The organism is Arthrobacter sp. PAMC25284 (assembly GCF_019443425.1).
In the GTDB taxonomy this organism is placed as follows: Bacteria; Actinomycetota; Actinomycetes; order Actinomycetales; family Micrococcaceae; genus Arthrobacter; species Arthrobacter oryzae_A.
In genome coordinates, this window is sequence record NZ_CP080382.1 from 3,668,716 (window position 1) to 3,689,522 (window position 20,807).

24 protein-coding genes are annotated in these 20,807 nt (G+C 65.9%); 9 read left to right on the top strand and 15 right to left on the bottom strand.

Features of this window, described 5'->3' with window-relative positions:
- Position 1 precedes the first annotated feature (1 nt).
- Positions 2-754, top strand: a complete 753-nt coding sequence (locus KY499_RS16900) for an ABC transporter ATP-binding protein (protein ID WP_219885887.1) — start codon at positions 2-4, stop codon at positions 752-754.
- Between the two features lie 39 nt (positions 755-793).
- Here KY499_RS16900 and KY499_RS16905 read toward each other — a convergent pair whose 3' ends face one another.
- Positions 794-1,495 carry a helix-turn-helix transcriptional regulator gene (locus KY499_RS16905; protein WP_258190845.1) on the bottom strand — a complete coding sequence of 234 codons (702 nt, stop codon included), beginning with the start codon at positions 1,493-1,495 and terminating at the stop codon, positions 794-796.
- Between KY499_RS16905 and KY499_RS16910 the strand changes: the two genes are divergently transcribed.
- Positions 1,479-1,793 carry a DUF6157 family protein gene (locus tag KY499_RS16910; RefSeq protein WP_219887059.1) on the top strand — a complete coding sequence of 105 codons (315 nt, stop codon included), beginning with the start codon at positions 1,479-1,481 and terminating at the stop codon, positions 1,791-1,793. The two genes, KY499_RS16905 and KY499_RS16910, sit on opposite strands and share 17 nt — an antisense overlap.
- A complete protein-coding gene (locus KY499_RS16915; RefSeq protein WP_219885889.1) occupies positions 1,714-2,082 on the top strand; it encodes a DUF1761 domain-containing protein in 369 nt (122 codons plus the stop codon). Before KY499_RS16910 ends, KY499_RS16915 begins: the two co-directional genes overlap by 80 nt.
- A 127-nt stretch (positions 2,083-2,209) precedes the next feature.
- On the opposite strand, the gene KY499_RS16920 is transcribed toward KY499_RS16915, so the two are convergent.
- The gene (locus KY499_RS16920; RefSeq protein ID WP_219885890.1) at positions 2,210-2,950 is read right to left on the bottom strand and encodes a LysE family translocator; all 741 of its coding nucleotides are present in this window, start codon (positions 2,948-2,950) and stop codon (positions 2,210-2,212) included.
- A 213-nt stretch (positions 2,951-3,163) separates the two neighbouring features.
- Between KY499_RS16920 and KY499_RS16925 the strand changes: the two genes are divergently transcribed.
- Entirely contained in the window at positions 3,164-4,072 is a 909-nt protein-coding gene (locus KY499_RS16925) for a LysR family transcriptional regulator (protein ID WP_219885891.1), read from the top strand.
- Between the two features lie 211 nt (positions 4,073-4,283).
- Here the strand turns inward: KY499_RS16925 and KY499_RS18410 are convergent, their stop codons facing one another.
- The 11 genes from KY499_RS18410 to KY499_RS16975 all read right to left on the bottom strand — a co-directional run bounded on the left by KY499_RS18410 (position 4,284) and on the right by KY499_RS16975 (position 13,868).
- Positions 4,284-4,733, bottom strand: a complete 450-nt coding sequence (locus KY499_RS18410) for a D-arabinono-1,4-lactone oxidase (RefSeq protein WP_258190846.1) — start codon at positions 4,731-4,733, stop codon at positions 4,284-4,286.
- Positions 4,714-5,538 (bottom strand): FAD-binding protein, encoded by an 825-nt coding sequence (locus KY499_RS16930; protein ID WP_258190847.1) that lies wholly within the window; start codon positions 5,536-5,538, stop codon positions 4,714-4,716. The genes KY499_RS18410 and KY499_RS16930 overlap by 20 nt, the downstream gene beginning before the upstream one ends.
- 106 nt (positions 5,539-5,644) lie before the next feature.
- Positions 5,645-7,741: a DUF6541 family protein gene (locus KY499_RS16935; RefSeq protein ID WP_219885892.1), complete on the bottom strand. Its 2,097-nt coding sequence runs from the start codon at positions 7,739-7,741 to the stop codon at positions 5,645-5,647.
- Between the two features lie 7 nt (positions 7,742-7,748).
- Positions 7,749-8,612: a glucose-1-phosphate thymidylyltransferase RfbA gene (gene rfbA / locus KY499_RS16940; RefSeq protein ID WP_219885893.1), complete on the bottom strand. Its 864-nt coding sequence runs from the start codon at positions 8,610-8,612 to the stop codon at positions 7,749-7,751.
- An 88-nt stretch (positions 8,613-8,700) separates the two neighbouring features.
- The gene (locus KY499_RS16945) at positions 8,701-9,309 is read right to left on the bottom strand and encodes a hypothetical protein (RefSeq protein ID WP_219885894.1); all 609 of its coding nucleotides are present in this window, start codon (positions 9,307-9,309) and stop codon (positions 8,701-8,703) included.
- Between the two features lie 14 nt (positions 9,310-9,323).
- On the bottom strand, positions 9,324-9,629 hold the full coding sequence (locus KY499_RS16950) for a glycosyltransferase (RefSeq protein WP_219885895.1): 306 nt from the start codon (positions 9,627-9,629) through the stop codon (positions 9,324-9,326).
- Positions 9,626-10,513 carry a glycosyltransferase family 2 protein gene (locus KY499_RS16955; protein WP_219885896.1) on the bottom strand — a complete coding sequence of 296 codons (888 nt, stop codon included), beginning with the start codon at positions 10,511-10,513 and terminating at the stop codon, positions 9,626-9,628. Before KY499_RS16955 ends, KY499_RS16950 begins: the two co-directional genes overlap by 4 nt.
- 17 nt (positions 10,514-10,530) lie before the next feature.
- Complete coding sequence (locus KY499_RS16960) at positions 10,531-10,911, bottom strand: DUF2304 domain-containing protein (protein ID WP_123254924.1); 381 nt, start codon at positions 10,909-10,911, stop codon at positions 10,531-10,533.
- A complete protein-coding gene (locus tag KY499_RS16965) occupies positions 10,908-11,663 on the bottom strand; it encodes a glycosyltransferase family 2 protein (protein WP_123254925.1) in 756 nt (251 codons plus the stop codon). Before KY499_RS16965 ends, KY499_RS16960 begins: the two co-directional genes overlap by 4 nt.
- A 14-nt stretch (positions 11,664-11,677) precedes the next feature.
- Entirely contained in the window at positions 11,678-12,616 is a 939-nt protein-coding gene (locus KY499_RS16970) for a glycosyltransferase (RefSeq protein ID WP_219885897.1), read from the bottom strand.
- Positions 12,617-12,626: 10 nt separating this feature from the next.
- Positions 12,627-13,868 (bottom strand): polysaccharide biosynthesis protein, encoded by a 1,242-nt coding sequence (locus tag KY499_RS16975; protein WP_123254927.1) that lies wholly within the window; start codon positions 13,866-13,868, stop codon positions 12,627-12,629.
- 98 nt (positions 13,869-13,966) lie between these two features.
- Between KY499_RS16975 and KY499_RS16980 the strand changes: the two genes are divergently transcribed.
- The 4 genes from KY499_RS16980 to KY499_RS16990 all read left to right on the top strand — a co-directional run bounded on the left by KY499_RS16980 (position 13,967) and on the right by KY499_RS16990 (position 17,210).
- Positions 13,967-14,584, top strand: coding sequence for a glycosyltransferase (locus KY499_RS16980; protein ID WP_258190848.1), 618 nt, complete (start codon positions 13,967-13,969; stop codon positions 14,582-14,584).
- A complete protein-coding gene (locus tag KY499_RS18415; protein ID WP_258190849.1) occupies positions 14,556-14,723 on the top strand; it encodes a hypothetical protein in 168 nt (55 codons plus the stop codon). The genes KY499_RS16980 and KY499_RS18415 overlap by 29 nt, the downstream gene beginning before the upstream one ends.
- Positions 14,724-14,785: 62 nt before the next feature.
- The gene (rfbB, locus tag KY499_RS16985) at positions 14,786-15,784 is read left to right on the top strand and encodes a dTDP-glucose 4,6-dehydratase (RefSeq protein WP_219885898.1); all 999 of its coding nucleotides are present in this window, start codon (positions 14,786-14,788) and stop codon (positions 15,782-15,784) included.
- 1 nt (position 15,785) lies between these two features.
- Entirely contained in the window at positions 15,786-17,210 is a 1,425-nt protein-coding gene (locus KY499_RS16990; RefSeq protein ID WP_219885899.1) for a bifunctional dTDP-4-dehydrorhamnose 3,5-epimerase family protein/NAD(P)-dependent oxidoreductase, read from the top strand.
- A 107-nt stretch (positions 17,211-17,317) separates the two neighbouring features.
- Here KY499_RS16990 and KY499_RS16995 read toward each other — a convergent pair whose 3' ends face one another.
- The gene (locus KY499_RS16995) at positions 17,318-18,988 is read right to left on the bottom strand and encodes a DUF2142 domain-containing protein (RefSeq protein ID WP_123254930.1); all 1,671 of its coding nucleotides are present in this window, start codon (positions 18,986-18,988) and stop codon (positions 17,318-17,320) included.
- A complete protein-coding gene (locus KY499_RS17000; protein ID WP_123254931.1) occupies positions 18,985-20,046 on the bottom strand; it encodes a substrate-binding domain-containing protein in 1,062 nt (353 codons plus the stop codon). Before KY499_RS17000 ends, KY499_RS16995 begins: the two co-directional genes overlap by 4 nt.
- A 252-nt stretch (positions 20,047-20,298) precedes the next feature.
- Between KY499_RS17000 and KY499_RS17005 the strand changes: the two genes are divergently transcribed.
- A complete protein-coding gene (locus tag KY499_RS17005) occupies positions 20,299-20,769 on the top strand; it encodes a GtrA family protein (protein ID WP_258190850.1) in 471 nt (156 codons plus the stop codon).
- Positions 20,770-20,807: the final 38 nt, after the last annotated feature.

Here is a 20,807-nt window from a genome sequence, read left to right on the forward strand (position 1 = left end):
GATGACCCTGCAAGGCCAGGTGGCGATCAGCTGCACGGGTGTCCGGAAGCAGTTCGTCCTGCGGCACACCCGTTCCCTCAAGGAAGCCCTCGTCTGGCTCGTGAAGGGCCGCAAGGGCGATCTTTCCAAGAAGTTTCTGGCTCTGCAGGACGTTGACCTTGAGGTCAAACAGGGCGAGACCGTTGCGCTGCTTGGCCTCAACGGCTCGGGCAAGTCCACCCTGCTGAAGTTGATTTCGGGAGTCCTGCAGCCCGACGGCGGGAGCGTGCGCACCCGCGGGCGGGTGGCCGGGCTGATCGAAGTCGGCGCCGGCTTCCACCACGACCTCAGCGGCCGGGACAACGTGTACCTGAACGGCGCGATTCTCGGGATGACGGAGAAGCAGATCGACGAGAAATTCGACTCTATCGTCGAGTTCTCGGAAATCGGTGAGTTCATTGATACCGAGGTCAAGTTCTATTCCTCGGGCATGTACCTGCGGCTGGCATTCTCCATCGCCGTGCACACTGATCCGGAAGTCTTCCTGATCGACGAGATCCTCGCCGTGGGCGACGAACCGTTCCAGCGGAAGTGCATCGCGAAGATCAAAGAGCTCTCCGCGAAGGGCAAGACCCTGTTCGTCGTCAGCCACGACCTCGACCTGGTCGCCACGGTGTGTGAGCGCGGTGTCCTGCTCGAACACGGCAAGGTCATCATGGACGGGGAAGTGCATGATGTCGTCGGCGAGCTCCGCCGCCGCACCAGCACACACTGACAGCAGCTCTGCCGGGCGGGTCACTCGCGTGGCTCCGCCCTAGGCGTCATTCTGCGGCGCGCTCAAGGTCGCGAGGCTCTGCAGCTGAACGTTCGAGGCCTGCACCCTGCGCATATAGCGGCCGGGCGTCGATCCCGACACGGTGCGGAACTCGGTGATCAGGTGCGCCTGGTCCGCGTACCCGAGTTCTGCCGCGATGGCTGCGATGCCCGTGGCCGGGGCTGAGAGGCGCCGGACGACTTCCTGGAGTCGGATGCGGCGGGCAACGTCGTTCGGTCCGATTCCAACTGTTGCACGCAGAGCTCGTTGCAGAATGCGCTCACTCACTCCCAACTCCGCCGCGACCGCGCCGCCCGGGCGCACCCGGGGCGCAGCGGTGAGCGCCTCCACCGCCGCGTTCGCGAGAACCTGGGCGCGACCTATCGGTCGGTCACGCAGCGCGTCCCGGATCAATTCGTCAGCGCGCCGGGAACGATCGGTCGTCGTGGGTGCGCCCGCGATGAGACTCAAAACTTCGTGAAGTCCCGCGTCCAGGTGTGGCGAGATTTCCTGCTCGTGCGCCAGCAGGGTCGGATCGAGATCCGACAGGACAGCGAGACCCGCGGGCCGCAAGCGGATCGCGAAGACCGAGCCGCGCCCCCGGATCACCCGGGACCAGGCTTGGGGCCGGACAGTCGTCGCAACGAAGGCAGCGGGAACGTCGCCTGCTTCGATGCTCAAAGTGATGGCGGGAAAGTCCACGATCTGCTGGTGTACCTCCTCACCCGGGGGTAGAGACCAACTCACCGACCAGTACGTCTCAATCGACGCGCCTGCGGTTCCGCCGACAAACGCCGTCAAACCCACCGTGGCGGCACTCCAGTTCGATCTCCTTGCCGGGCATCCCTACGAGTTGACCTCCGACGAGATCCTGTTCGCCGTGCATGCGATCCGGGCCGAGATTCCCAAGGCTGCAATCGATGCCGAACGAGCGCGTTTCCCTGCGAAAGACCAGGCCTGCCTTCGTGCATCGCCCCTGGGATCGCTCCATCGGCTATGACCGTTCAGCCGGCGACGGCCGCTTCCCCATCCCGTATTACATCGTTCCGTTCATCGGTGCCTTTCTGAGCACCCTCATCGTCGCCGTCTTCGCAGCCCTGATCGAACCGCATGGCATCCCAGGCTCAGCCGCCGTCGGGGCGGGCATCGGCCTCGCGATCGGAGCCGCAACCCTCACCAACGCACTGACTCCCCACACCCCCAAGCCGTACCTCTTTGCCGCGATCACCGCCGGCTACCACCTCGCAGGTTGTACCATCGTCGGCGCTGTGCTTGGCGCGTTCCCGTAGCGCCCGGGGACACCCCCAGGGACCGGCCGGCGCCCGAAAACCCAGATCACGCGCGGGACTTCCTGTCCCGAGGTGCCGGGTTACCGTGTGAGTAAGCGAGTGAACTGGAGGAGGGCGCAAGCGGGGATTAGAGCACCACCGAGACGACGGGGATGATCGTCATGAGTCCCAGGAGGATGAACACTGCCCCTGAGATCCGTTCTATGCTCCTCGTGACTGCCGGGCGGTTGAGCCAGACGCTGGCCGTGCGTGCTCCCATGGTGATGAGCAGGAGATAGGCCCCGATGATCGCCGCGACTGTACCTCCCACGACGACGATGACGTAGAGGGCGCCAGCGTTGGCGGGCGTGAATTGAGGGATCAGGGCCAGGAAGAACAGACCAGTCTTCGGATTGGTGAGGCAGCACAGCAGGCCCGCCAGGAATGGTGACCGTGCTGCCGGGTTGGGTTTCGGCTCGCTGGAATCGAACTCGTCTGGTGTGTTGGACGGTGTTGTGGGCCCCGAGGCCCCGGACCCTTCGGGAGCAGCGACACGTGCGCCGACGGGCACGCTGGCTGGGGCGGAAGGGGTTTGGGCCGGGGCACGGTGACGGGACGCAAATGCCCGGAAGCCGAGGTAGAAGAGGTAGGCCCCACCCAGGACCCGCAGGGAGTGGAATGTCACCGGCGAGTCCTGCAGGAATGCAGCGACGCCTGCGGCCACCAGGCCCGCCCAGACGAAGATCCCGGTCGTGGTACCGAGGGCGGCGAGGACGCCGGCGCGTTGCTTACGCAAGGCATACTGCAGAGTCAGCAGAGTGTCGGGGCCGGGCGTTACAGCCAGGACGACGGCCACACCCAACAGGGCGAAGTAATTTGATGCGTTCATGGCATCGGGCCTTTCTGTACAGCGCGGAGGGACGCCTTCGGTTGTCGGCGGCCTGCGTCGGAATCCTCAAACGAGGGGTGGATCAGGAAGTGCACTCAGATTGGTGTGGAGTCGTCGTGATCACCCCGGTGCATTTCCACTGTGACACCGGGTAAGCGTCGGCACAAGCAAGTGTTAGCGCACAATTGGCAGGCATTACCGTACAGTTGGCAGGTGCTTGACCTTCACCGCCTCGTCATTCTGCGTGCCGTCATCGCTGCCGGCTCCGTCCACGGAGCAGCGAGCAGTCTGCATCTCGCGCCGGCCACAGTGAGCCAACACCTGCGTGTTCTCGCGCGGGAGACTGGCCTGGTGCTGTTCGAGAAGAACGGCCGGGGCATTGACGCCACTCCTGCCGCTCTCCATCTCGCGGAAGAAAGTGCCCATGCCCTGGCTGATATGGAACGCCTCGAGCGTACGGTGATGGACCTGCGCCAGGGCCGGGCCGAGCGGATCACTTTTGCATGCTTCGCGTCCGTCGCCCAAGCCTGGATGCCGCACGTCGTGACGGTTCTCCGGTCCGTTGCGCCCGCGGCGGTGGTGGAGATCAGCATTACCGAACTTCACCCGGCTGGCGGGCGGCGGCAAGCGGATATCGACATACGCAATGAAGCCCTCGATGCGGACCCCCTCCACCTCCACGGGCACCACCGGCATGTCCTCACCGACGAGGAGCTATGGCTGGTCCTGCCTGCAGAGCATCCTTTGGCCGCCCACGACGTCGTTGACATGCTCGAGTTGCGGGACCAACCGTGGATCGATCACGACATCAACGACGGTCCAACGGGGAGAATCATTGCCCGGGCCTGCCTCACCGCAGGATTCACACCCCGATATGTGGCTCGCCTTGATGACCATCACGCCGCCGTAAGCCTCGCCGCCGCGGGCCTTGGCATCACGGTCCTTCCCCTTATCGCCCTCACGGGTCTGCCCGACAATCTCACAATCCGGCCTCTGGCCAACCCATCGGTTGGCCGGCGCATCGTCGCCTTTACCAAAAGCCACCCTGACCGGGCCCGCCTCATCCACGCCGCGCTTACCGCACTCCGCGACGTGGCCGGGACGTCTCGCTGGCAGAGGTGAAAACCTGTCCGCGGTCCGGCGTCGACCTCCCGCCGATCAGCCGGCGTCCGCTGCTGTCCTCATCTGGTCGAGGGTGGGGGAGCCCGCGGCCCCGTCCGGAGTCATGTAGCGGCCGCACGCCAATCCCACCGTTCGACCATGATGTAACTCGGGTGGCATCTCCGGGGCCGGAGATCTGGTCGCCCGTAACACTTAGGACCTTCTGTCGCCCTTACGGCGTCCCAAGCGTGCTTTCGAGGAAAGGGTTCCAGAACTTCCCTTGCGGGTCGTAGTGTCTGCGAACGGCCTTAAAATCGGTGAGGCGAGGAAACCGCTGGCCGATGACGTCAGCGCCGAAATGGAAGAGTTTGCCCCAATGCTGCCGTGGCGCGAATGGCGCGAGTGCGTCCTCGATCACGGGCAGCAGCGCCGCCACTTCCGCGGGGTGCTTGGCCCACGTGAAGCCGATACACAGAACGTCCCGCTCGTAGGCCGGGCTGAGCCACAAAGAGTCTGCTGCTGCCGTGCGGATCTCGGAGATCAGCAGGTGCGGGGAGATCTGCGCTCCCAAAGTTCGGAGCACCTCCAGCGCCTGCACGCCGTACTCGCGGCCGACGTAATACTCGCTCTGCAACTCATCACCGCCGTTGGAGGGTTGCCGGTCAAGGCGGAAGTGCGGCATCCGTTCCGACCACGGGCCCCGGCACGCTGGCACGTTGATTCACATTATCCGGCGCGGGCTCTTCCGAGTCGTCGTACCACGTCCCGCCGAACAGGGTGGGGGCCAGCTCGGGATGCCTACCCTCGCCTAGCCGGGTCTTGAGCCAGACCTGCAGCACGGTGGGGCTCGCGAAGTCCGCGAGGAGGCTGACGCTGTATGCGCTGGCCATGACCTCGTCCAGTCGCTCGAGGACGGTCTCCCACGGCGCGTAGCGGTAGACATCCTGGCGCACAAGGTAAGTCGGTTCAATGTCGACGGTGACACGGATAATGATCCCGAACGCACCGAGGCCGACGGCGATCGCGGATAGCTGCCCGCTGGACCGGTCGATTTTGACCACTGAGCCGTCCGCCGTTAACAGCTCCACCGCCGAGATCGCAGTGGACAGAATTCCGTTGCCGTCACCGGAGCCATGCGTCCCTGTCGCTGTGGCACCCGCCACCGAGATATGCGGCAGTGAGCCGGTGTTGTGCAGGGCAAACCCTTGCGACTGCAGCTCGCTGATCAGTACTCCGAAACGGGTTCCCCCGGTGACGCTGGCGGTCATCGCTGTCGGGTCGATCCTGATATCCGGGTTAAGGCCAGCCAGGGAGATCAACGCGCCAGAAGTATCCGCGATGTCATTGAACGAATGCCGGGTACCGAGCGCCCGGACGCGTGGCCATCGAGCGACCAGGCCCTGCACCTCGTCGACGGTCGCCGGTTCAAAGATCTTCTCGGCGCTGTAGGTCTGGTTGCCTGCCCAATTCAAGTGGTTGGTCGACACGACGATCCTCTCGGTGGACCGGAAGCTTGTTAGATGAGCGAGCCCGGCTTTCGACGCCAGCTTCCGGTCAAGAGTATCGAGATCGGGCAAGTGCCGGCGTGAGGAGTCAGCTAGCGCAGGCGGTGATCTTGTACAGCCGGGCCCGGCCTTCGCTGTCGACCAGTTCCATGCCGGGGTTGTACGCGAGCCGGAAAAGCCCGGGCGGAGTGTGGTAACCGCGGTGCACTTCCTTGCTGCCGAAGTCCAGGATGTAAAACGCGTTCGCTTCCCGCACCGCCTGGCAGACACTGGGGTCCGATGTGATGGTACCCGCGGAATCGTAGATTTTCTGCACGGCGGGCGAGACACTGCTCATGATATGCAGCTGGGCCGACTTCCGGTCTCCCAGCGCGTAGGACAGCGCAGCCCCCGTATAGGGGTTTCCGATCAGGAGGGCATCCGCCGGGACGGTGTCCTTCAGCCGGTGGATGAGGGCAAGCTCGTCGGTGGAGACCAGTGGGGAGTCGTCGTCGATCTCGTAGCGGGAGGAGGCAAGCTGCACTTCCTCCTTGAAGCCGCCCTGCTGCCCGAGCGCAACCGCCGCCACGACCAGCACGAGCCCGACGGCCGCCCGGTACGCCGCCGTTCCGGCCCCGCCGAGACGCCGGGGACCGTCAACGGCCATCGCCAGCGCCCTGGAGCGGGCCCGGGCCGAGACAAGCGCCCGGGCGGCCCAGTCAAGGCCGACGGCGGTCAGCACCACTGCCGCGACAGGCAGAAGTGCGGCGATGCGCGGGCTGTCGTTGTACCAGACCCCGGTCAGAAAGTCTCTGGTCGGGGATTTGGGGAAGCCGGCGACGACGACGTAGAGCCCGGCGAAGACAAGGTAGGCCGCGCCGATCCAGGCGAACCGGCGGGGGGCCTGTAAACACGCCCAGAGCCCGAGCAACGCCAGCGGGGCGACGAGCCAGGCGGGGGAGAGGTCCACCGGGGAGAAGCTCAGGGCTTCACCAAAAGCCTGCGGAGCCGTGCCGTTGGGGCCCCAGAAGGCGGCGTCCGCCGGCGGACGCAGGACGATCCACAGTGTCAGGAACACGGCGGCGTACCCGGCTGCGCCCAGCACCCGGAGCCTCAGGCGCCGCGGTTCGGTCTGCCGGCCGCGCCAGGCGTGCGCGATGGCCCGCCACGAGAGGATGGCCGCCATCGGCAGGGTCCAGGTCAGCCATGCCATAAAGGTCGTGGGGTGGGCGACCACGAGCCCGGACAGCGCCAGAAGCAGGGCCAGCACGGTCGGCAGCACGTCAGCCGGCCCGTGCGGCGCCAGGCCAGGCCCGCGCGGCGCCAGGCCAGGCCCGCGCGGCGCCAGGCCAGGCCCGTGCGGTGTCCGCCCCGGGGCAAGGCCTGCCAGCGACGCGGCAAGTGCGATGGACGCGGGCAGGACGCTGATGGCAAGCAGGTTCGGATACAACACGCCGAAGTCCATCATGAGGAGCGGGAAGGCGCCCAGCGATGCGGCGGCAATTCCGGCCCCGAGGATTCCGGCCGGTCGTGCGCCGACTGCCCATTTGGCCAGCAGCACCACACTCAGCGGCCAGAACACGGCGGCGAGTACGAGTGTGGTGATGTTGACGGCGACAGGCACACCGGTGCCAGTTGTCGCCGCCACGAGCGTCGCCACGGCGTTCCAGCCGGCAGGGTAGAACCCGCCGCCCGTCATGCCGCCGAGGGTCAGCGAGGAGGACTGGCCCGTATCGAGGGCGAACCTGACCGAGTTGAGGTGGAAGACGGCGTCGTACGTTTGGGAGAAGGCATCCGGGGTGCCCGTGGCCTGGAGGACGCGGACCGCCAGCAGGAGTCCTGCGATGAGCACGGCCGCGAAGGCCGCGGCGTCACGCCGCCACCAGGGCGCACTCCCGGACACCGGAGGTGACGCGTGGGTCGGCTGCGCGGCGCTGGCCGGCGGCGCAGGAACAGACCGGGACCGGGCGCCCCAGGCAGCGACGGCGGCCAGGACAAGCGCCACCGCTGCGGTGGGAAGCAGTCCGAAGCCGAGGCCAACAAAAGGCGCCGCCGTCGAGGCGAGCACGATGATTCCGACCGAGAAGGCAGGAGCCAGGGCGAGCGCTTCAAAGCCTCTGAAGCGCAAGGCGAGGGAGACCATGAGCCCCGGCAGAATCAGCAGTGCGACTGCGCCGAGGATGTGCGGAAGGAACGACCACCACATGGGGCGGCTACGGCTCCAAGAGTTCGAGCAGGTACGCGCCGTAGCCGCTCTTGATCAGCGGCTCTGCACGCTGGCGGAGCTCGTCGTCGCTCAGGAAGCCCTGGCGCCAGGCGACCTCTTCCGGGGCACCGATCTTCAGGCCCTGGCGGTTTTCCACCGTACGGACGAAGTTGGAGGCGTCGTTAAGATCATCGAACGTTCCGGTGTCGAGCCAGGCGGTACCGCGGGGCAGGATTTCGACGCGGAGCTTGCCGTTCTCCAGGTAGGTCCGGTTGACATCCGTGATCTCCAGCTCGCCGCGCGGCGAGGGCTTGAGGTTCTTGGAGATTTCCACGACGTCGTTGTCGTAGAAGTACAGGCCGGGAACCGCATAGTGCGACTTCGGATGCTCCGGCTTCTCCTCGAGGGAGATGGCCTGGCCCGCATCGTTGAACTCCACGACGCCGTAGGCTTTCGGATCCTTAACCCAGTAACCGAAGACGGCGCCGCCGTCGATATCGGCGTGCTTGCGCAGCTGGGTGCCCATGCCCTGGCCATAAAAGACGTTGTCACCCAGGACCAGGGCCACGGTTTCGTTGCCGATGTGCTCTTCGCCGAGGATAAAAGCCTGGGCGAGCCCGTCCGGGGAGGCCTGCTGGACGTAAGTCAGGTTGATGCCGAACTGCGAACCGTCGCCGAGGAGGCGTTTGAACTGTTCGGCGTCGTGCGGGGTGGTGATGATCAGGATGTCGCGGATGCCGGCCAGGATCAGGGTCGACAGCGGGTAGTAGATCATCGGCTTGTCATAGACCGGGACGAGCTGCTTGCTGATGCCGTGGGTGATGGGGTGAAGACGAGAGCCGGTCCCGCCGGCAAGAATAATTCCGCGCATGGACTACATCTTCTCTTATCCGTCTAGCGCGGGCCAAACCCGGGACCCCGGGGATGACGCCGGCCGCCGGCCGGCTGCGCGAGACCGGTCAGTTCGTGTGTCGCCGGCCGCTGCGGCCACGGAACCCATCGGCGATGCCGCGCAATGCCGAGCCCAGCCTGGCCGGACGTCCCGGCGCCAGCAGAGTCACCGCCAACAGGTGGCGGAGGTCGGTCCAGATCCCGGCGGCCACCCAACCCGGGTTCCTGGCGGCATACCGCCGGCTGACGAGCACCCGGTTCCGGAAGATGTAGTAGTACCGCCAGGTGGCTGCGATGCGGACCTTCAACGGATTTCCGCCCGCGGGAATGGTCCGGCCGAACACGACGGCGTCGACCATGGTGCCGAGGGAATGGTCGAATTCGGCGGCAGCGAGGACGGTGGGCAGGCCCGCGTTGAGGGCACGGAAGTAGTATTCGGTGTCGACCAGGTCGATGAACAACTCTTCCCAGAACCCTCCGACAGCCTCCAGCGTCGCAACCGGAATCAGAAGCCCGGACTGGATCGGTTCCTTGCCGAGGGGGACCCCGTTTCGGGACCCGGCGCGCAGGACCGGGTTTCCGTGGATCCGGGCGGGGGATACCAGTCCGGGTTCCACGCCGGCGTCCCGGGCAGCGACGGCGGCGTCGCGCAGGGCACGGACGTAACCGGCCGGCAAATGCGAGTCCTGGTCTACGGTGAGGATGTACTCGGGTGCGCCGTCCTCCCGGGGCCCCGCCCGATGCCGGCGTTCAGGGCCGCGGCAATACCGGCGTTGGCGTCGAGCCGGACCACCGTGGCGCCGGCACCGGCAAGGGCGGCGAAGACGTCGTCAAAGCCGGGGCCGCCGCCGTCGTCGACCACCACCACGGACGCGACCTGGCGCAGCAGCGATTGAACGTTGCCGATCAGGTCCGGGGCAGGTCGGAAGGCCGTCACGACGGCGGTGACGTTACTGACGGGAACGTCCGGATCGTCGGGCATCGTCGGGTGGCTCACTTTCCGAAGGCGTGCCGGAGCAGTGTGCCCAGCGGTCCGGTGCGGATCCGGCGGGTGGCGCCTGGAACGAACAGCAGCGCATGGGCCCGTGAGGTCAGCCGCAGGCGTGCGGCGCCGGCCGCCTTCCGCCAGCCTTTGGCGGCGCAGAGGCGCTCTGCCAGGGCGAAGTAGTCACGTTCGCCGGTGAACCGGCTGCCGTCGACGAGCTTGGCCGCAGAGGCGCTGGAGGTGTGCCGGCGGTACTCAAAGCAGGTCTCGGGTTCAATCAGCAGTTCGGCGCCGCCCAGGACCATATCGATGACCAGGGCCAGGTCCTGGATGACGGGGAACCCGTCCCGGAAGTCGTAGTCCCGGATGCGGTCGGTCCGGAAGGCCAGCGAGGGCCAGTACAACCAGTCGCCGTGGAGCAGGCTGACGGCCAGCGGTTCACCGGACACGATCCGGGCGCCGGAACCGCGTGGTTTGACCAGGCGTTGTTTGACGATGTCCACGAGCGGGAAGGCCGGATTGCCGGATTCGTCGATGATCTGCACGCCTGGCTGGATGATCCAGGCCTGCGGAAACGCCGCGTGGGCGCTCAGCACCACGTCCACGTAGTTCGGCAGCAGCAGGTCATCGCAGCCCATCACCACCAGGACCTCCTGGCTTGCCAGTGAGACGCAGGTGCGGAAGTTCTCGGTAATGCCCTCGTTGGTGTCCTTGCGGAGGTAGGTGATCCGCGGATCGTCCAGGCCCGTGACGTAGCGGCGGATCTCGTCGCCGGGGTAGGCGTCGTCCACGACGGTGAGGCGCCATTCGCCGTTGGTCTGGGCCAGGACGCTCTCGACGGCCATTTTCATCAACGGAACGTCACCCCAGTAGGGGATAAAGATATCAAGTGCCATAACTGGTTTCCGGGCCCCTATTTCGACGTCGGTGACGCCGGTGCGTCGCCGCCGGAGTCCTGCGGGGTCAGCTCCTCGACCATGGTTCGCAGGATCGCGACTTCTTCAGCGAGGGTGCGTGTTTCGTCCTCGACCACCGAAATCTCCCACGACAAATGCAGACAGACGCCCAGGAGCAGCAGGATGCTGATGATGAACAGCAGGTTCGAGGGCAGCTGGACGCCCACGGTCTCCGCGACAATGGTCAGCAGCCGTGGGAACGCGGCCAGGACGAGGGTTCCGACGCCGACGATCAGCCACAGGGCGGCGTACTTCTCGCGGAGTTTCTTCCGCCGGAGCATCTCGAAAACGACACCGACGATCGCCAGTGACAGAACAAATGCTGCGATGTTTATCACAGTGCCCTCCCCTGGGCGTCGAGCGGTGCCGCGGGAAGGCGCGACGGCTTACGGGTCAGGGCGAGCAACAGGGCGAAGATTGAGCGGCCGAGGTAGATGGCCGCCTTCACCGGGTTGTGACTCGGAGTGCCGCCCTGGCGCGGACGCATGGCAACCGGAATCTGGGTGACCGTGCATCCGGACCGGACAGCGACCACGAGGGAATCGATGGTGTCACCGAGGTACTCCGCGGGATAGTGGTCCAGATATTGGCTGATGGCGCGCTCGTTGGCGGCGCGGAACCCCGAGGTAACGTCGGTCAGTCGGGTCTTCGCGAGGGTGGAAATGACCTTGGCCAGGAACTGCATGGCCCACTTGCGCGGGCCGCTGACCTCGTAGTCGCCGCGGTCAGCGAACCGGGCGCCGATGGAGATGTCGGCATGCTCGAGCCCGGCCAGGACCTCGTCGATGTTGCGGGGATCATGCTGGCCGTCCGCGTCGACCTGGATCACCCGGCAGTAGCCCAGGCGCCGGGCGTACTTGAACCCGGCGCGCATGGCGCCGCCGACGCCGAGGTTGAAGGGCAGCGTCAGCACGGTGGCGCCAGCTGCTTGGGCCACGTCAGCGGTGGCGTCCGTTGAGCCGTCATTGACAACGAGAACGTCATAAGGACGTCCGACGCCGAGGACCTCGCGGACGGTGTTGCCCACTGACTCGGCTTCGTTCCACGCCGGCATGATGACCAGGACGCGTGTCGAGTCATGAATTTTCATAGTTCTCCAATATATCAACGCGCCCGAAAGCGGTTGAGGAGGTCGTTGCTGATCTGGCCGTCGCGGCCGCGGACCGCATCAAGAAGGCCCTGCCAGGCGGCGGCCACCAGGCTGCTGCGGTCGGGACTGAAGGTAAACCGCAGAATCTGGGCCTTGCTTTCCTCAACGGACCGGCGGAGCAGCCAGGCCGGGTTGCGGCGCCAGTAGCGCCGGATGAGGACCGTCCCGTTGCGCACGATGTAGTACATCCGGAACGGGGCGTAGTAATTAAAGGACAGTTCATTGCCCTTGAAGCGGAGCTGTCGGCCGAACAGCCGGGCCGGCAGGCGCGCCCCGAGCCGGTGCTCGACGGCGCAGCCGGCGCCAATCAGGACACTGTACCCGGCGGCCCGGGCACGGGCGGTGAACTCGGAATCCACGCAGTCGATGAAGAAACCGGCCTCAAAACGGCCAATCGCCGCGAACGTGGTGGCCGGGACAAAGAAACCGGACTGCATGGGATCGAAAGCCTCAGGCTGTCCGGTGCCGGTGCCAATGCTCATGGCTGGGACGCGGTGTCCGCTGAATGATTCCGCGGACACAAACCCCACGCGGTGGCCCGCGGCGGTCGCCCGGTCGTAGGTCGCCAGTGCGTTGTCGACGTAGCCGGCCACGGGTAATGAGTCCTGGTCGAAAGTGAGGATGAACTCCGGGCGGGTGGTCGCCTCGAGTTCCTCGACGCCCCGGTTAAGGGTCGCGGCGATGCCGGAATTGCGGGGCATCGCGAGGACGGTGATGCCGTCCTGCGTCAGCCGGCTGAATATTCCGGCAGCGTCCGGTGCGGTGCTGCAATCGTCGACAACCACGAGCTCATCGACCTGGGCCCGGATGGCGGCCGCGTGGGCAAGGAGGTCGTCGTCGGGGTTGAACGCGGCAATTACGGCGGCAATCCGCCGCTGGCGTCTATCAGTCACGCTGTTGATCCTACCTGTCGACCGTTGCCGGGCTGGTAACGGTGGGGAGGATCCGCAGGGCCGGGACCAGCAGGCCGGCGAAGAGGATCGCCTCGCTCACCGCCATCCCCAGTGCGACGCCGGGGACGTTGGCGGCCAGGCCGGCCAGGAACATCAGGAGCACACCGACGACGGCAGAGACCGCGGTCCACAGCAGGACCGTTTTTTGCCGCCGGGCAGGAATCAGGAGGTTCCGGATGAGCGGAGTGGAGGCCGAGAGGAAGAAGAATGACACACCGAAGTACACGCACGTCAGAGTGTCGGCGCGGACTGCCTCAACGAACATCACGCTGGAGACCCAGGGGGCAAAGAGAGCCAGGAACGTGCCGCCGGCGACGCCGAGGACAGCGTGGGCGGCCAGCGCAACCAGATGCCGGCGCCGCGGATCGGCGGCATCGCGTTCAAGCGTCCAGCCCTGGAAGGTATTGCCAAGGGCAACAACGCTGAATAGCCCCAGCCGGTAGATAGCGTCGGCCGATGCGAAGCCGGCCGTGGCCGCGGCGGTCGGAACCGTAGCGGTGGCGATCGGCAAGGGCGAGGAAGCGTAGGCGCTGCCGGTGAGGTTGATGCCCGCGGTCCCTGCGTGCGGGAGGATCAGTTCGCGGACGACGGCGCCTGGTCTCTTCGGAAACCACGTTCCCGCCTCGCCGAAACGGCGGTGGAAAGAGACCAGCGCGACCAGCACCGCGACGACCGTGGCAGCGCCGTAGGTCCAGATCTGGCCGGTGAAGAGAATCAGCGGGGCACTGATCACGGCCGCGAAAAAGCGGGGGAGGGTGTCGTAGACAGCGAGGATCCGCGGCTGCCCGGTACCGATCCCGTACCAGGCAGGCGAGAACCCGGTGAGGGCCGTTGCCCAGGCCATCGTGACGGCGTCGAGCTCGAAGCCGTCCTTGGCCACGAACACTACAATCAAGGTCATCAGCGGCAGGACTATGGCGGCAATCACCGTCCGGGACCGGATGCTGCTTGAATACAGGGCCGCGCGGGCGGGGGCGGCGCCGGAACGGGCGATCTCGACGGGGCCGGAAATGTTCCAGCTCCAGAGGATGATCGTCGCCGCAAACACGCCGATGGCTTGGCCTGACATGATGCTGGACCAGCCGTCCGCCCCGACAACCCGGGAGATGATCGGCAGCAGCAGGAAGGGCAGGACCAGTGCCAGCAGCGGCAGCAGGGTGAAGCCTGCGAGCCGGAGCAATACGGGTTTCATGCGGTGTAGGTCCTATTGCTCGAGGGCTTGACCCAACGATGATACGCGATCTCCGGGCCCGGACTTCGGTCCGCCGAACTTCACCTAAAGTGGTCTGCATGACTGATTCGACGGCGCCGGACGGGCGGAACATCCGGGTGAGCGTGTGCATGGCGACCTATCGGGGCGCCGCCTTCGTCGAGGAGCAGGTTGCGTCCATCCTCGCCGAACTGGGGCCCGACGACGAGCTCGTCATTGTGGACGACGCTTCCCCGGATGAGACAGCCGACGTGATCGCCGCGATCGAGGATCCCCGCGTCCGCCTGGTCCGGGCCACGGCCAACCGCGGCTACGTCCGTACCTTCGAAGAAGCCGTCCGGCTCAGCCGGGGCGACTACATCTTCCTCTCCGACCAGGACGATGTGTGGATCCCGGGGCGGGTTGAGCTGATGCTCGGTGCTCTCGCCGGCTCCCGCGTGGTGGCCAGTAACTTTGACATGCTCGGCGGCGGGGCCGCGGCCGTGGATCCGCCCGCTGCGCTCGTCGGACTCCCGACGTCATCTGGCGAACCTCGCCGCCACCCTGGTGGGCGTCCGGGCCTATTACGGCTGCGCGATGGCGTTCCGCCGGGATGCTGCGGCGTTGTTCACCCCGATTCCTTCCTACGTCCGGGAATCCCACGATCTCTGGCTCGCCATCTGCGGAAATATGTCGGGCTCGATCACGCATCTGGATGAGTCGACCATCCACCGGCGCCTGCACGAGGAAAACCAGACCCCGGCCGGCTGGCGGTCGCTGCGCAGGATCATCGCCGCGCGTATTATGCTGCTGCGGCTCATGGTCGAAGCCCGCCGCAGGACACGAAACCCCGCCTGAGACGTCCGGACTTGTCCCGGCCTGTTTCCCGGCCGTCGCCGGGCGTTGGGTAGGCTGGGCACATGCAGAAACTCCTCGTTACCGGCGGCGCCGGCTTCATTGGTTCGAACTTCGTCCACTACGTGATGTCCAACACCGACCGCCACGTGACGGTCCTGGACAAGCTGACGTACGCGGGCAACCTCGAATCACTCAAGGACCTGCCGGGCGACCGGTTCAACTTCGTCGAGGGGGATATTGCCGACCCGGCCGTCGTGGATGCCCTGGTCCGCGATCACGACGTGGTGGTCCACTACGCTGCCGAGTCGCACAACGACAACTCGCTGCATGATCCGCGGCCGTTCCTGGACACCAACATCATCGGCACTTACACGCTGATCGAAGGCGCACGGAAGCACAACAAACGCTTCCACCACATCTCCACCGATGAGGTGTACGGCGACCTCGAACTTGATGACCCCGAGCGCTTCACCGAAAACACCCCGTACAACCCGTCCAGCCCGTATTCTTCGACCAAGGCCGGTTCCGACCTGCTGGTCCGTGCCTGGGTGCGGTCCTTCGGGCTGCAGGCCACCATCAGCAACTGCTCCAACAACTACGGGCCCTACCAGCACGTGGAGAAGTTCATTCCGCGCCAGATCACCAACGTGATCGACGGCATCCGGCCCAAGCTCTACGGCAAGGGCGAAAACGTCCGGGACTGGATCCACGCCAACGACCACTCCTCGGCCGTGCTGGCCATCATCGACCAGGGCAAAATCGGGGAAACCTACCTGATCGGCGCCGACGGCGAGAAAAACAACAAGGAGGTCGTTGAGCTGATCCTTGAGCACATGGGCCAGCCCTCCGACGCCTACGACCACGTCGTTGACCGTCCCGGCCACGACATGCGCTACGCGATCGACTCGACCAAGCTGCGCACCGAGCTGGGCTGGACCCCGCAGTACTCCAACTTCGACGCCGGCATCGAGGACACCATCGCCTGGTACCGCGACAACCAGGACTGGTGGCGCCCGCAGAAGGCCGCGACCGAGGCAAAGTACAAGGAGCAGGGCCAGTAACGTGACGATTGAATTCTCGAAACCGCTGCAGGCCATCGAAACGCCCATTCCCGGCGTCGTGCTCTATAACCTTCCGGTCCACGGCGACAACCGCGGCTGGTTCAAGGAGAACTGGCAGCGCGAAAAGATGCTGGCTCTCGGGCTGCCAGACTTTTCCCCGGTCCAGAACAACATTTCCTTTAATGAAAAGGCCGGGACCACCCGGGGGATTCACGCCGAGCCGTGGGACAAGTTCATTTCGGTCGCGACCGGCAGGATCTTCGGCGCCTGGGTGGACCTCCGCGAGGGCCCGAGCTTCGGGACGGTCTTCACCGCCGAACTCGATCCCAGCCAGGCGATCTTTATCCCCCGCGGGGTCGGCAACGCCTTCCAGACACTCGAGGACAACACCGCTTACACCTACCTCGTCAGCGACCACTGGAGTGCCGATGCGCAGGGCCAGTACACGTTCCTGAACCTGGCAGACAGCACCGCTGACATCGCCTGGCCCATCCCGCTGGAGCAGGCGGAACTCTCGGACAAGGACAAAGCACACCCGCACCTTGCGGACGTCGTTGCCATGCCGCCGAAGAAAATCCTGGTCCTGGGCGCGAACGGGCAGCTCGGCCTGGCCCTGCGCGAAGAGTACGCGGGCCGCGGCGAGGTCGAGTTCGCCGGCCGGGCCGAGTTCGATATTTCCGCTCCGGAGAGCTATGCCGGGCGCAACTGGAAGAACTACTCCACGATCATCAACGCCGCGGCATACACGGCCGTGGATGAGGCGGAGACGGTTGAAGGCCGCCGGCACGCGTGGGCCGCCAACGTCCAGGCCGTCGCGGAACTTGCCCGGATCGCCGCAGCCCACGGCATCACCCTGGTCCAGGTTTCCAGCGACTATGTGTTCGACGGCACCGCCGCCACGCACGGTGAGGACGAGCCGCTGAGTCCGCTCGGCGTATACGGGCAGACCAAAGCCGCCGGGGACGCCGTGGCCGCCGGTGCGCCGCAGCACTACATTGTGCGGACCAGCTGGGTCATCGGCGAAGGCAATAACTTCGTCCGGACCATGGCGTCGCTGGCCGGGCGGGGCATCAAGCCCAGCGTGGTCGATGACCAGGTTGGCCGGTTGAGCTTCACCCCGGACATCGCCGCCGCCATCCGGCACCTGCTGGAAAGCGGGGCGCCGTTCGGAGCCTACAACGTCAGCAGCGACGGTGAGCCGCAGTCCTGGGCGGCCATCGCGGCGGAGGTCTACGAGCTGGCAGGAGCGCAGGGCACGGACGTGACCGGTGTCAGCACGGCAGAGTACTTCAAGGACAAGGCGGCCGCGCCGCGCCCGCTGAACAGCGTCCTGTCCCTGACCAAGATCAAGTCCACCGGTTTCGAGCCCCCGCAGTCCGCCGCACGGCTCAAGGACTACATGGCCGCCGGAACATCCGGGGCGTAGCACCAGCGCACCACGTCCCAACGCGGAAGGACCCGTTCACAGCGCAGGCTGTGAACGGGTCCTTCCGTATCTCCGGACGGTATCTCCGGAACCTCGTCCACGACGGGTCAGCCGCGCGCGCCGCCGGGCCGGCGGCCGGTGCGCAGCGTCGCCAACCGGCGGGAGAGCCGCGGCAGCAACGTATGACCCGGATGCAGGTAGCTGAAGAACGCCGACGCGGCGACCAGCAGCACGGCGGTGAACAACACGGTAAGGACTTCCCAGGTCAGCGGCGGCTGCCAGCCCGGGACAGTGAACATGGTCTGCCAGTTACCCCACGGCTGCAGGCCCACGACATAGCGTCGAAGCACGTTCAGGAAACCGTAGGTTTGTGCGACACACGCCCCGAGCAGGACAATCCGGGCGATAGTCCGGCCTTGGGGGCGCTGCGGGAAGGGCCGGAACCTCATGGCCAGGCCCGCGGAGATCAGCGCGATGATGAACAGCGGGAGGCTGTACCGGCCCTGCCAGATGAACCCGGTGGTGTTTACCAGTGCTGCCTGGAGCACCGCGGGAACGACGGCGAGGAAGGCCAGGGCGACCCAGAATCCGGCCTGCAACCGGTACGGGCGGACGAGGAGCACCATCAGCACCAGACCGATCAGGAGCATGTTCCAGAACATCATCACGCCTTGCGGCATCGGTGCGTCCAGCCAGCCGGCGACGCCGATGTACTGGCCGACAAAGTCGAAAGACCGGTCCATCATGGTCAGGAAGGCGTTGTACGGGCGGACTTCCCCGTCGACGTTGGAGATCCCGGCCGGAGCCTCACCGGCGGAGGCAGGGGCCCGCAGCATCAGGAAGTTCCAGGCCACGCCCAGGACCACCCCCACCGTGGTTAGGGCCGTCACGGCGAGCACAAGCTTGTTCCGGAAGAGGGCAGCGATATCAGCCCAGCGGAAGAACAGGCCGGCAACGATCACGCCGCAAAGCAGCCAGAGGAGGGAGACGTTGCGGGTGTTGGCCAGCGTCGCGGCGGAGATGCCGACCGCCAGGATCCCCGGCAGGGCCCGGTCCAGTCGCCGCGCGTTTTCCAGGACGGATACCAGCCCGCAGAAGGCCGCCATGGAGGCTGCGACTTCCAGCGAATTGGGGTTGATGCCGCTGGCCAGGAACAACACCATCGGCGTCGTCGCGATGGCGGCACCGATGAGTGGCCATTTCGGGTGCCGGAGACGGGACAGGGCCGTGAAGCCTGCGGCGTAAAAGGCGGCGGACAGCAGCCCGCTGACGATGCGCATGGCGAACAGGGCAGGGGCGCCGGACATAAACAGGCTGGGCAGACCGACGAGCCAGTAGTACATGGGGTTGTACAGCCCGGCCGAGGTCACCCCGATGGTGAGGTAGTTGTCATCCAGCGGGATTGACGGGGCACACCCCGCGGGCTCCTGCATTTTGAAGGCAAAGCACATCTGCGACTGCAGGTTTGCGATGTAGGACGGGACCTGGACGTGGACGCCGTGGCCGTAGGATTCCCCGGGGCCCGGGAAGATCTGGCCGCGGGCGACGGCGGCCGCCTTAATGGTGTGCGCGGGCTCGTCCGGGTATGCCATCAGTGGTGTGGCGAGGATCCACAGCGTGATAAGCATCGAGAGCAGGCCAAAGGCCGGGAGGAAGAACCGCAGGCCGCTGCGGGTGGTCGATGAGATGCCGTATTTGCGGACCCGGCCGGCCGGTGGTGTGCCTGCGCCGTCCACTTCGGTCTGTGCGGGCCTGCCGGCCTCAGTTGCGTGGATCACTGCGCCGCTCCGATCGTTTGAATCAACGTCCTGGCTTCACGGATGGCGTCTTCGCCGGGTGAGGCTACATTTGCGAAGTAGGTGGACGCCACCTGGCCGTCGGAGCTGAGCACGAATTTTCCCCAGGACTTCACGAGGCCGGCCAGTTGCGGGTTCTTATACGAACGGCAGAAGGCCTGGTAGTTGACGACGCCGAGAGGGTAGCCCTGCTCGCTGGTTTCCGGCAGTGTGAATTCAACGCCGGTAGGAGTGGTCCGGGTGCTGCCCTGCTGGGCCCCGAGGGCGGAGGAGTCCTTGGAGATGCGGACAAAACCGCCGCCGAACGGCAACAGCGCGGTGTCGAACCGGGTGCCGATCGATCCGAGGTCCATGAACGCGATGGCTCCCGCGGTCTGGTCGAGTTCTTCGGCAACGTCTGTCTGCTTCTTCACCGCCTGCCCGTTCTCCGGCGTGGGCCAGGCATCGACGACGCCGGCTGTCCAGTCCGCGGCGGTGCTGAGATAGGTGGTGGCGGCGGTGGTCTCGGCGCTGGGCGTCGTGGCCGTGACGGGAATGATGTCCCCGGACGGCAGTGTCACCCCGGGATTAATGGTGGCGATTTCGCGGGCGTCCCAGCGGGTGACGGTACCGGTGAAGATGCCGGCCAGGACATCCGGTGTCAGCTTGAGGCTCCGGATGCTTGGCATGTTGAACGCGACGCCGAGGGTCGTGACCGATACCGGCACGGAAAACGCGCCGGACGGCCCGCAGGCAGCCTGGGTCTGATCCTGCTGGTCCGGGGTGAGCGGCGCGTCCAGTGCGGCGAAGTACGCCTGGCCCGTGGACAGGGCGGAGATCCCGACGTCGGCTCCGTCCGGGGAGTAATTCAGGGACGTGGCGTTGTTGTCCTTGGTCCAGGCATTGCTCCAGGCCCGGATCGGGTCTTTCTGCACAGGGCTCCCGATCGCGGTCAGCGCACCCCTGATGGCGGTGGGGGACGCGCCGCCGGAGCACCCGGCGAGGCCTATTCCGGCGAGCACAGTGCAGGCGAGAATGCCGCCAGTGGGCCAATTGCGCAACGATCATCCTTCCCGTGGGGGAGTTCCCCGAGCCATACGTAACTACAACACCCTAGCCGCTCCCGGTTCCAGGACCCCGATTTGCCGGTTCCCGGGCCCCCTTTTTCCGGCTCCCGGGGCCCCAAAATATCGACCGTTCCGGGCATGCTGCGTGTGCCGGTTAGACTGGGCTAACCTCCAGGACGATGCGGTGCCGGAGACTTCAACACCACAGGCGGTACGTTCAAAATCATGCGCGATGGATCCAGGGGCTTGATTCGCCGTCTTCAAATGGTGGTCGCCAACGGGTATCTGGTGAAATTCCTGGTGGTCGGGGGTGCGTCGTTTGCGATCGACCTCGGATTGCTCGCGCTGCTCCATGAGGTAGGCGGCGTGGATCTCTGGATCGCCACGCCGATCGCCTTCCTCGTGAGCCTTGTCTTCAATTTCCTGGTGCAACGGAAGTTCACCTTCCAATCGAGCGGCCGTGCCGACGTCAGCCTGCTCAAATACTGCGCTCTTGTTGTTTTTAACGTCATCGCCACCGACGTCGTCGTGATCGTCGTCGACGGCGCCGGGTATCCCTACGCGCTCGGCAAGGTCATTGCGACCATCGCCACTACCGTCTGGAACTTCCTGCTCTACAAGCACTGGATCTTCAAGTCCCCGCGCCGAAACGACGGTGCCGCGGACGCCCGGGACGAATCCGGCGCACCGGTGCCGGAGCCCCTTCCCAAGGACTAGGAATCCACTGCGCCGGCCCCGCAGCCGCGCCGGCCCCC

What these genes read in the sequence shown, in the direction of transcription:
- KY499_RS16915 (WP_219885889.1), top strand. Translation starts at nt 1,714, where the DNA reads ATGCCGAACGAGCGCGTTTCCCTGCGAAAGACCAGGCCTGCCTTCGTG.
- KY499_RS16975 (WP_123254927.1), bottom strand. Translation starts at nt 13,868, where the DNA reads ATGAAACCCGTATTGCTCCGGCTCGCAGGCTTCACCCTGCTGCCGCTG.
- KY499_RS18410 (WP_258190846.1), bottom strand. Translation starts at nt 4,733, where the DNA reads ATGCCGCACTTCCGCCTTGACCGGCAACCCTCCAACGGCGGTGATGAG.
- rfbB (WP_219885898.1), top strand. Translation starts at nt 14,786, where the DNA reads ATGCAGAAACTCCTCGTTACCGGCGGCGCCGGCTTCATTGGTTCGAAC.
- KY499_RS16955 (WP_219885896.1), bottom strand. Translation starts at nt 10,513, where the DNA reads ATGGCACTTGATATCTTTATCCCCTACTGGGGTGACGTTCCGTTGATG.
- KY499_RS16920 (WP_219885890.1), bottom strand. Translation starts at nt 2,950, where the DNA reads ATGAACGCATCAAATTACTTCGCCCTGTTGGGTGTGGCCGTCGTCCTG.
- KY499_RS16965 (WP_123254925.1), bottom strand. Translation starts at nt 11,663, where the DNA reads ATGAAAATTCATGACTCGACACGCGTCCTGGTCATCATGCCGGCGTGG.
- KY499_RS16910 (WP_219887059.1), top strand. Translation starts at nt 1,479, where the DNA reads ATGGCGGGAAAGTCCACGATCTGCTGGTGTACCTCCTCACCCGGGGGT.
- KY499_RS18415 (WP_258190849.1), top strand. Translation starts at nt 14,556, where the DNA reads ATGTCGGGCTCGATCACGCATCTGGATGAGTCGACCATCCACCGGCGC.
- KY499_RS16935 (WP_219885892.1), bottom strand. Translation starts at nt 7,741, where the DNA reads ATGTGGTGGTCGTTCCTTCCGCACATCCTCGGCGCAGTCGCACTGCTG.
- KY499_RS16900 (WP_219885887.1), top strand. Translation starts at nt 2, where the DNA reads ATGACCCTGCAAGGCCAGGTGGCGATCAGCTGCACGGGTGTCCGGAAG.
- KY499_RS16980 (WP_258190848.1), top strand. Translation starts at nt 13,967, where the DNA reads ATGACTGATTCGACGGCGCCGGACGGGCGGAACATCCGGGTGAGCGTG.
- rfbA (WP_219885893.1), bottom strand. Translation starts at nt 8,612, where the DNA reads ATGCGCGGAATTATTCTTGCCGGCGGGACCGGCTCTCGTCTTCACCCC.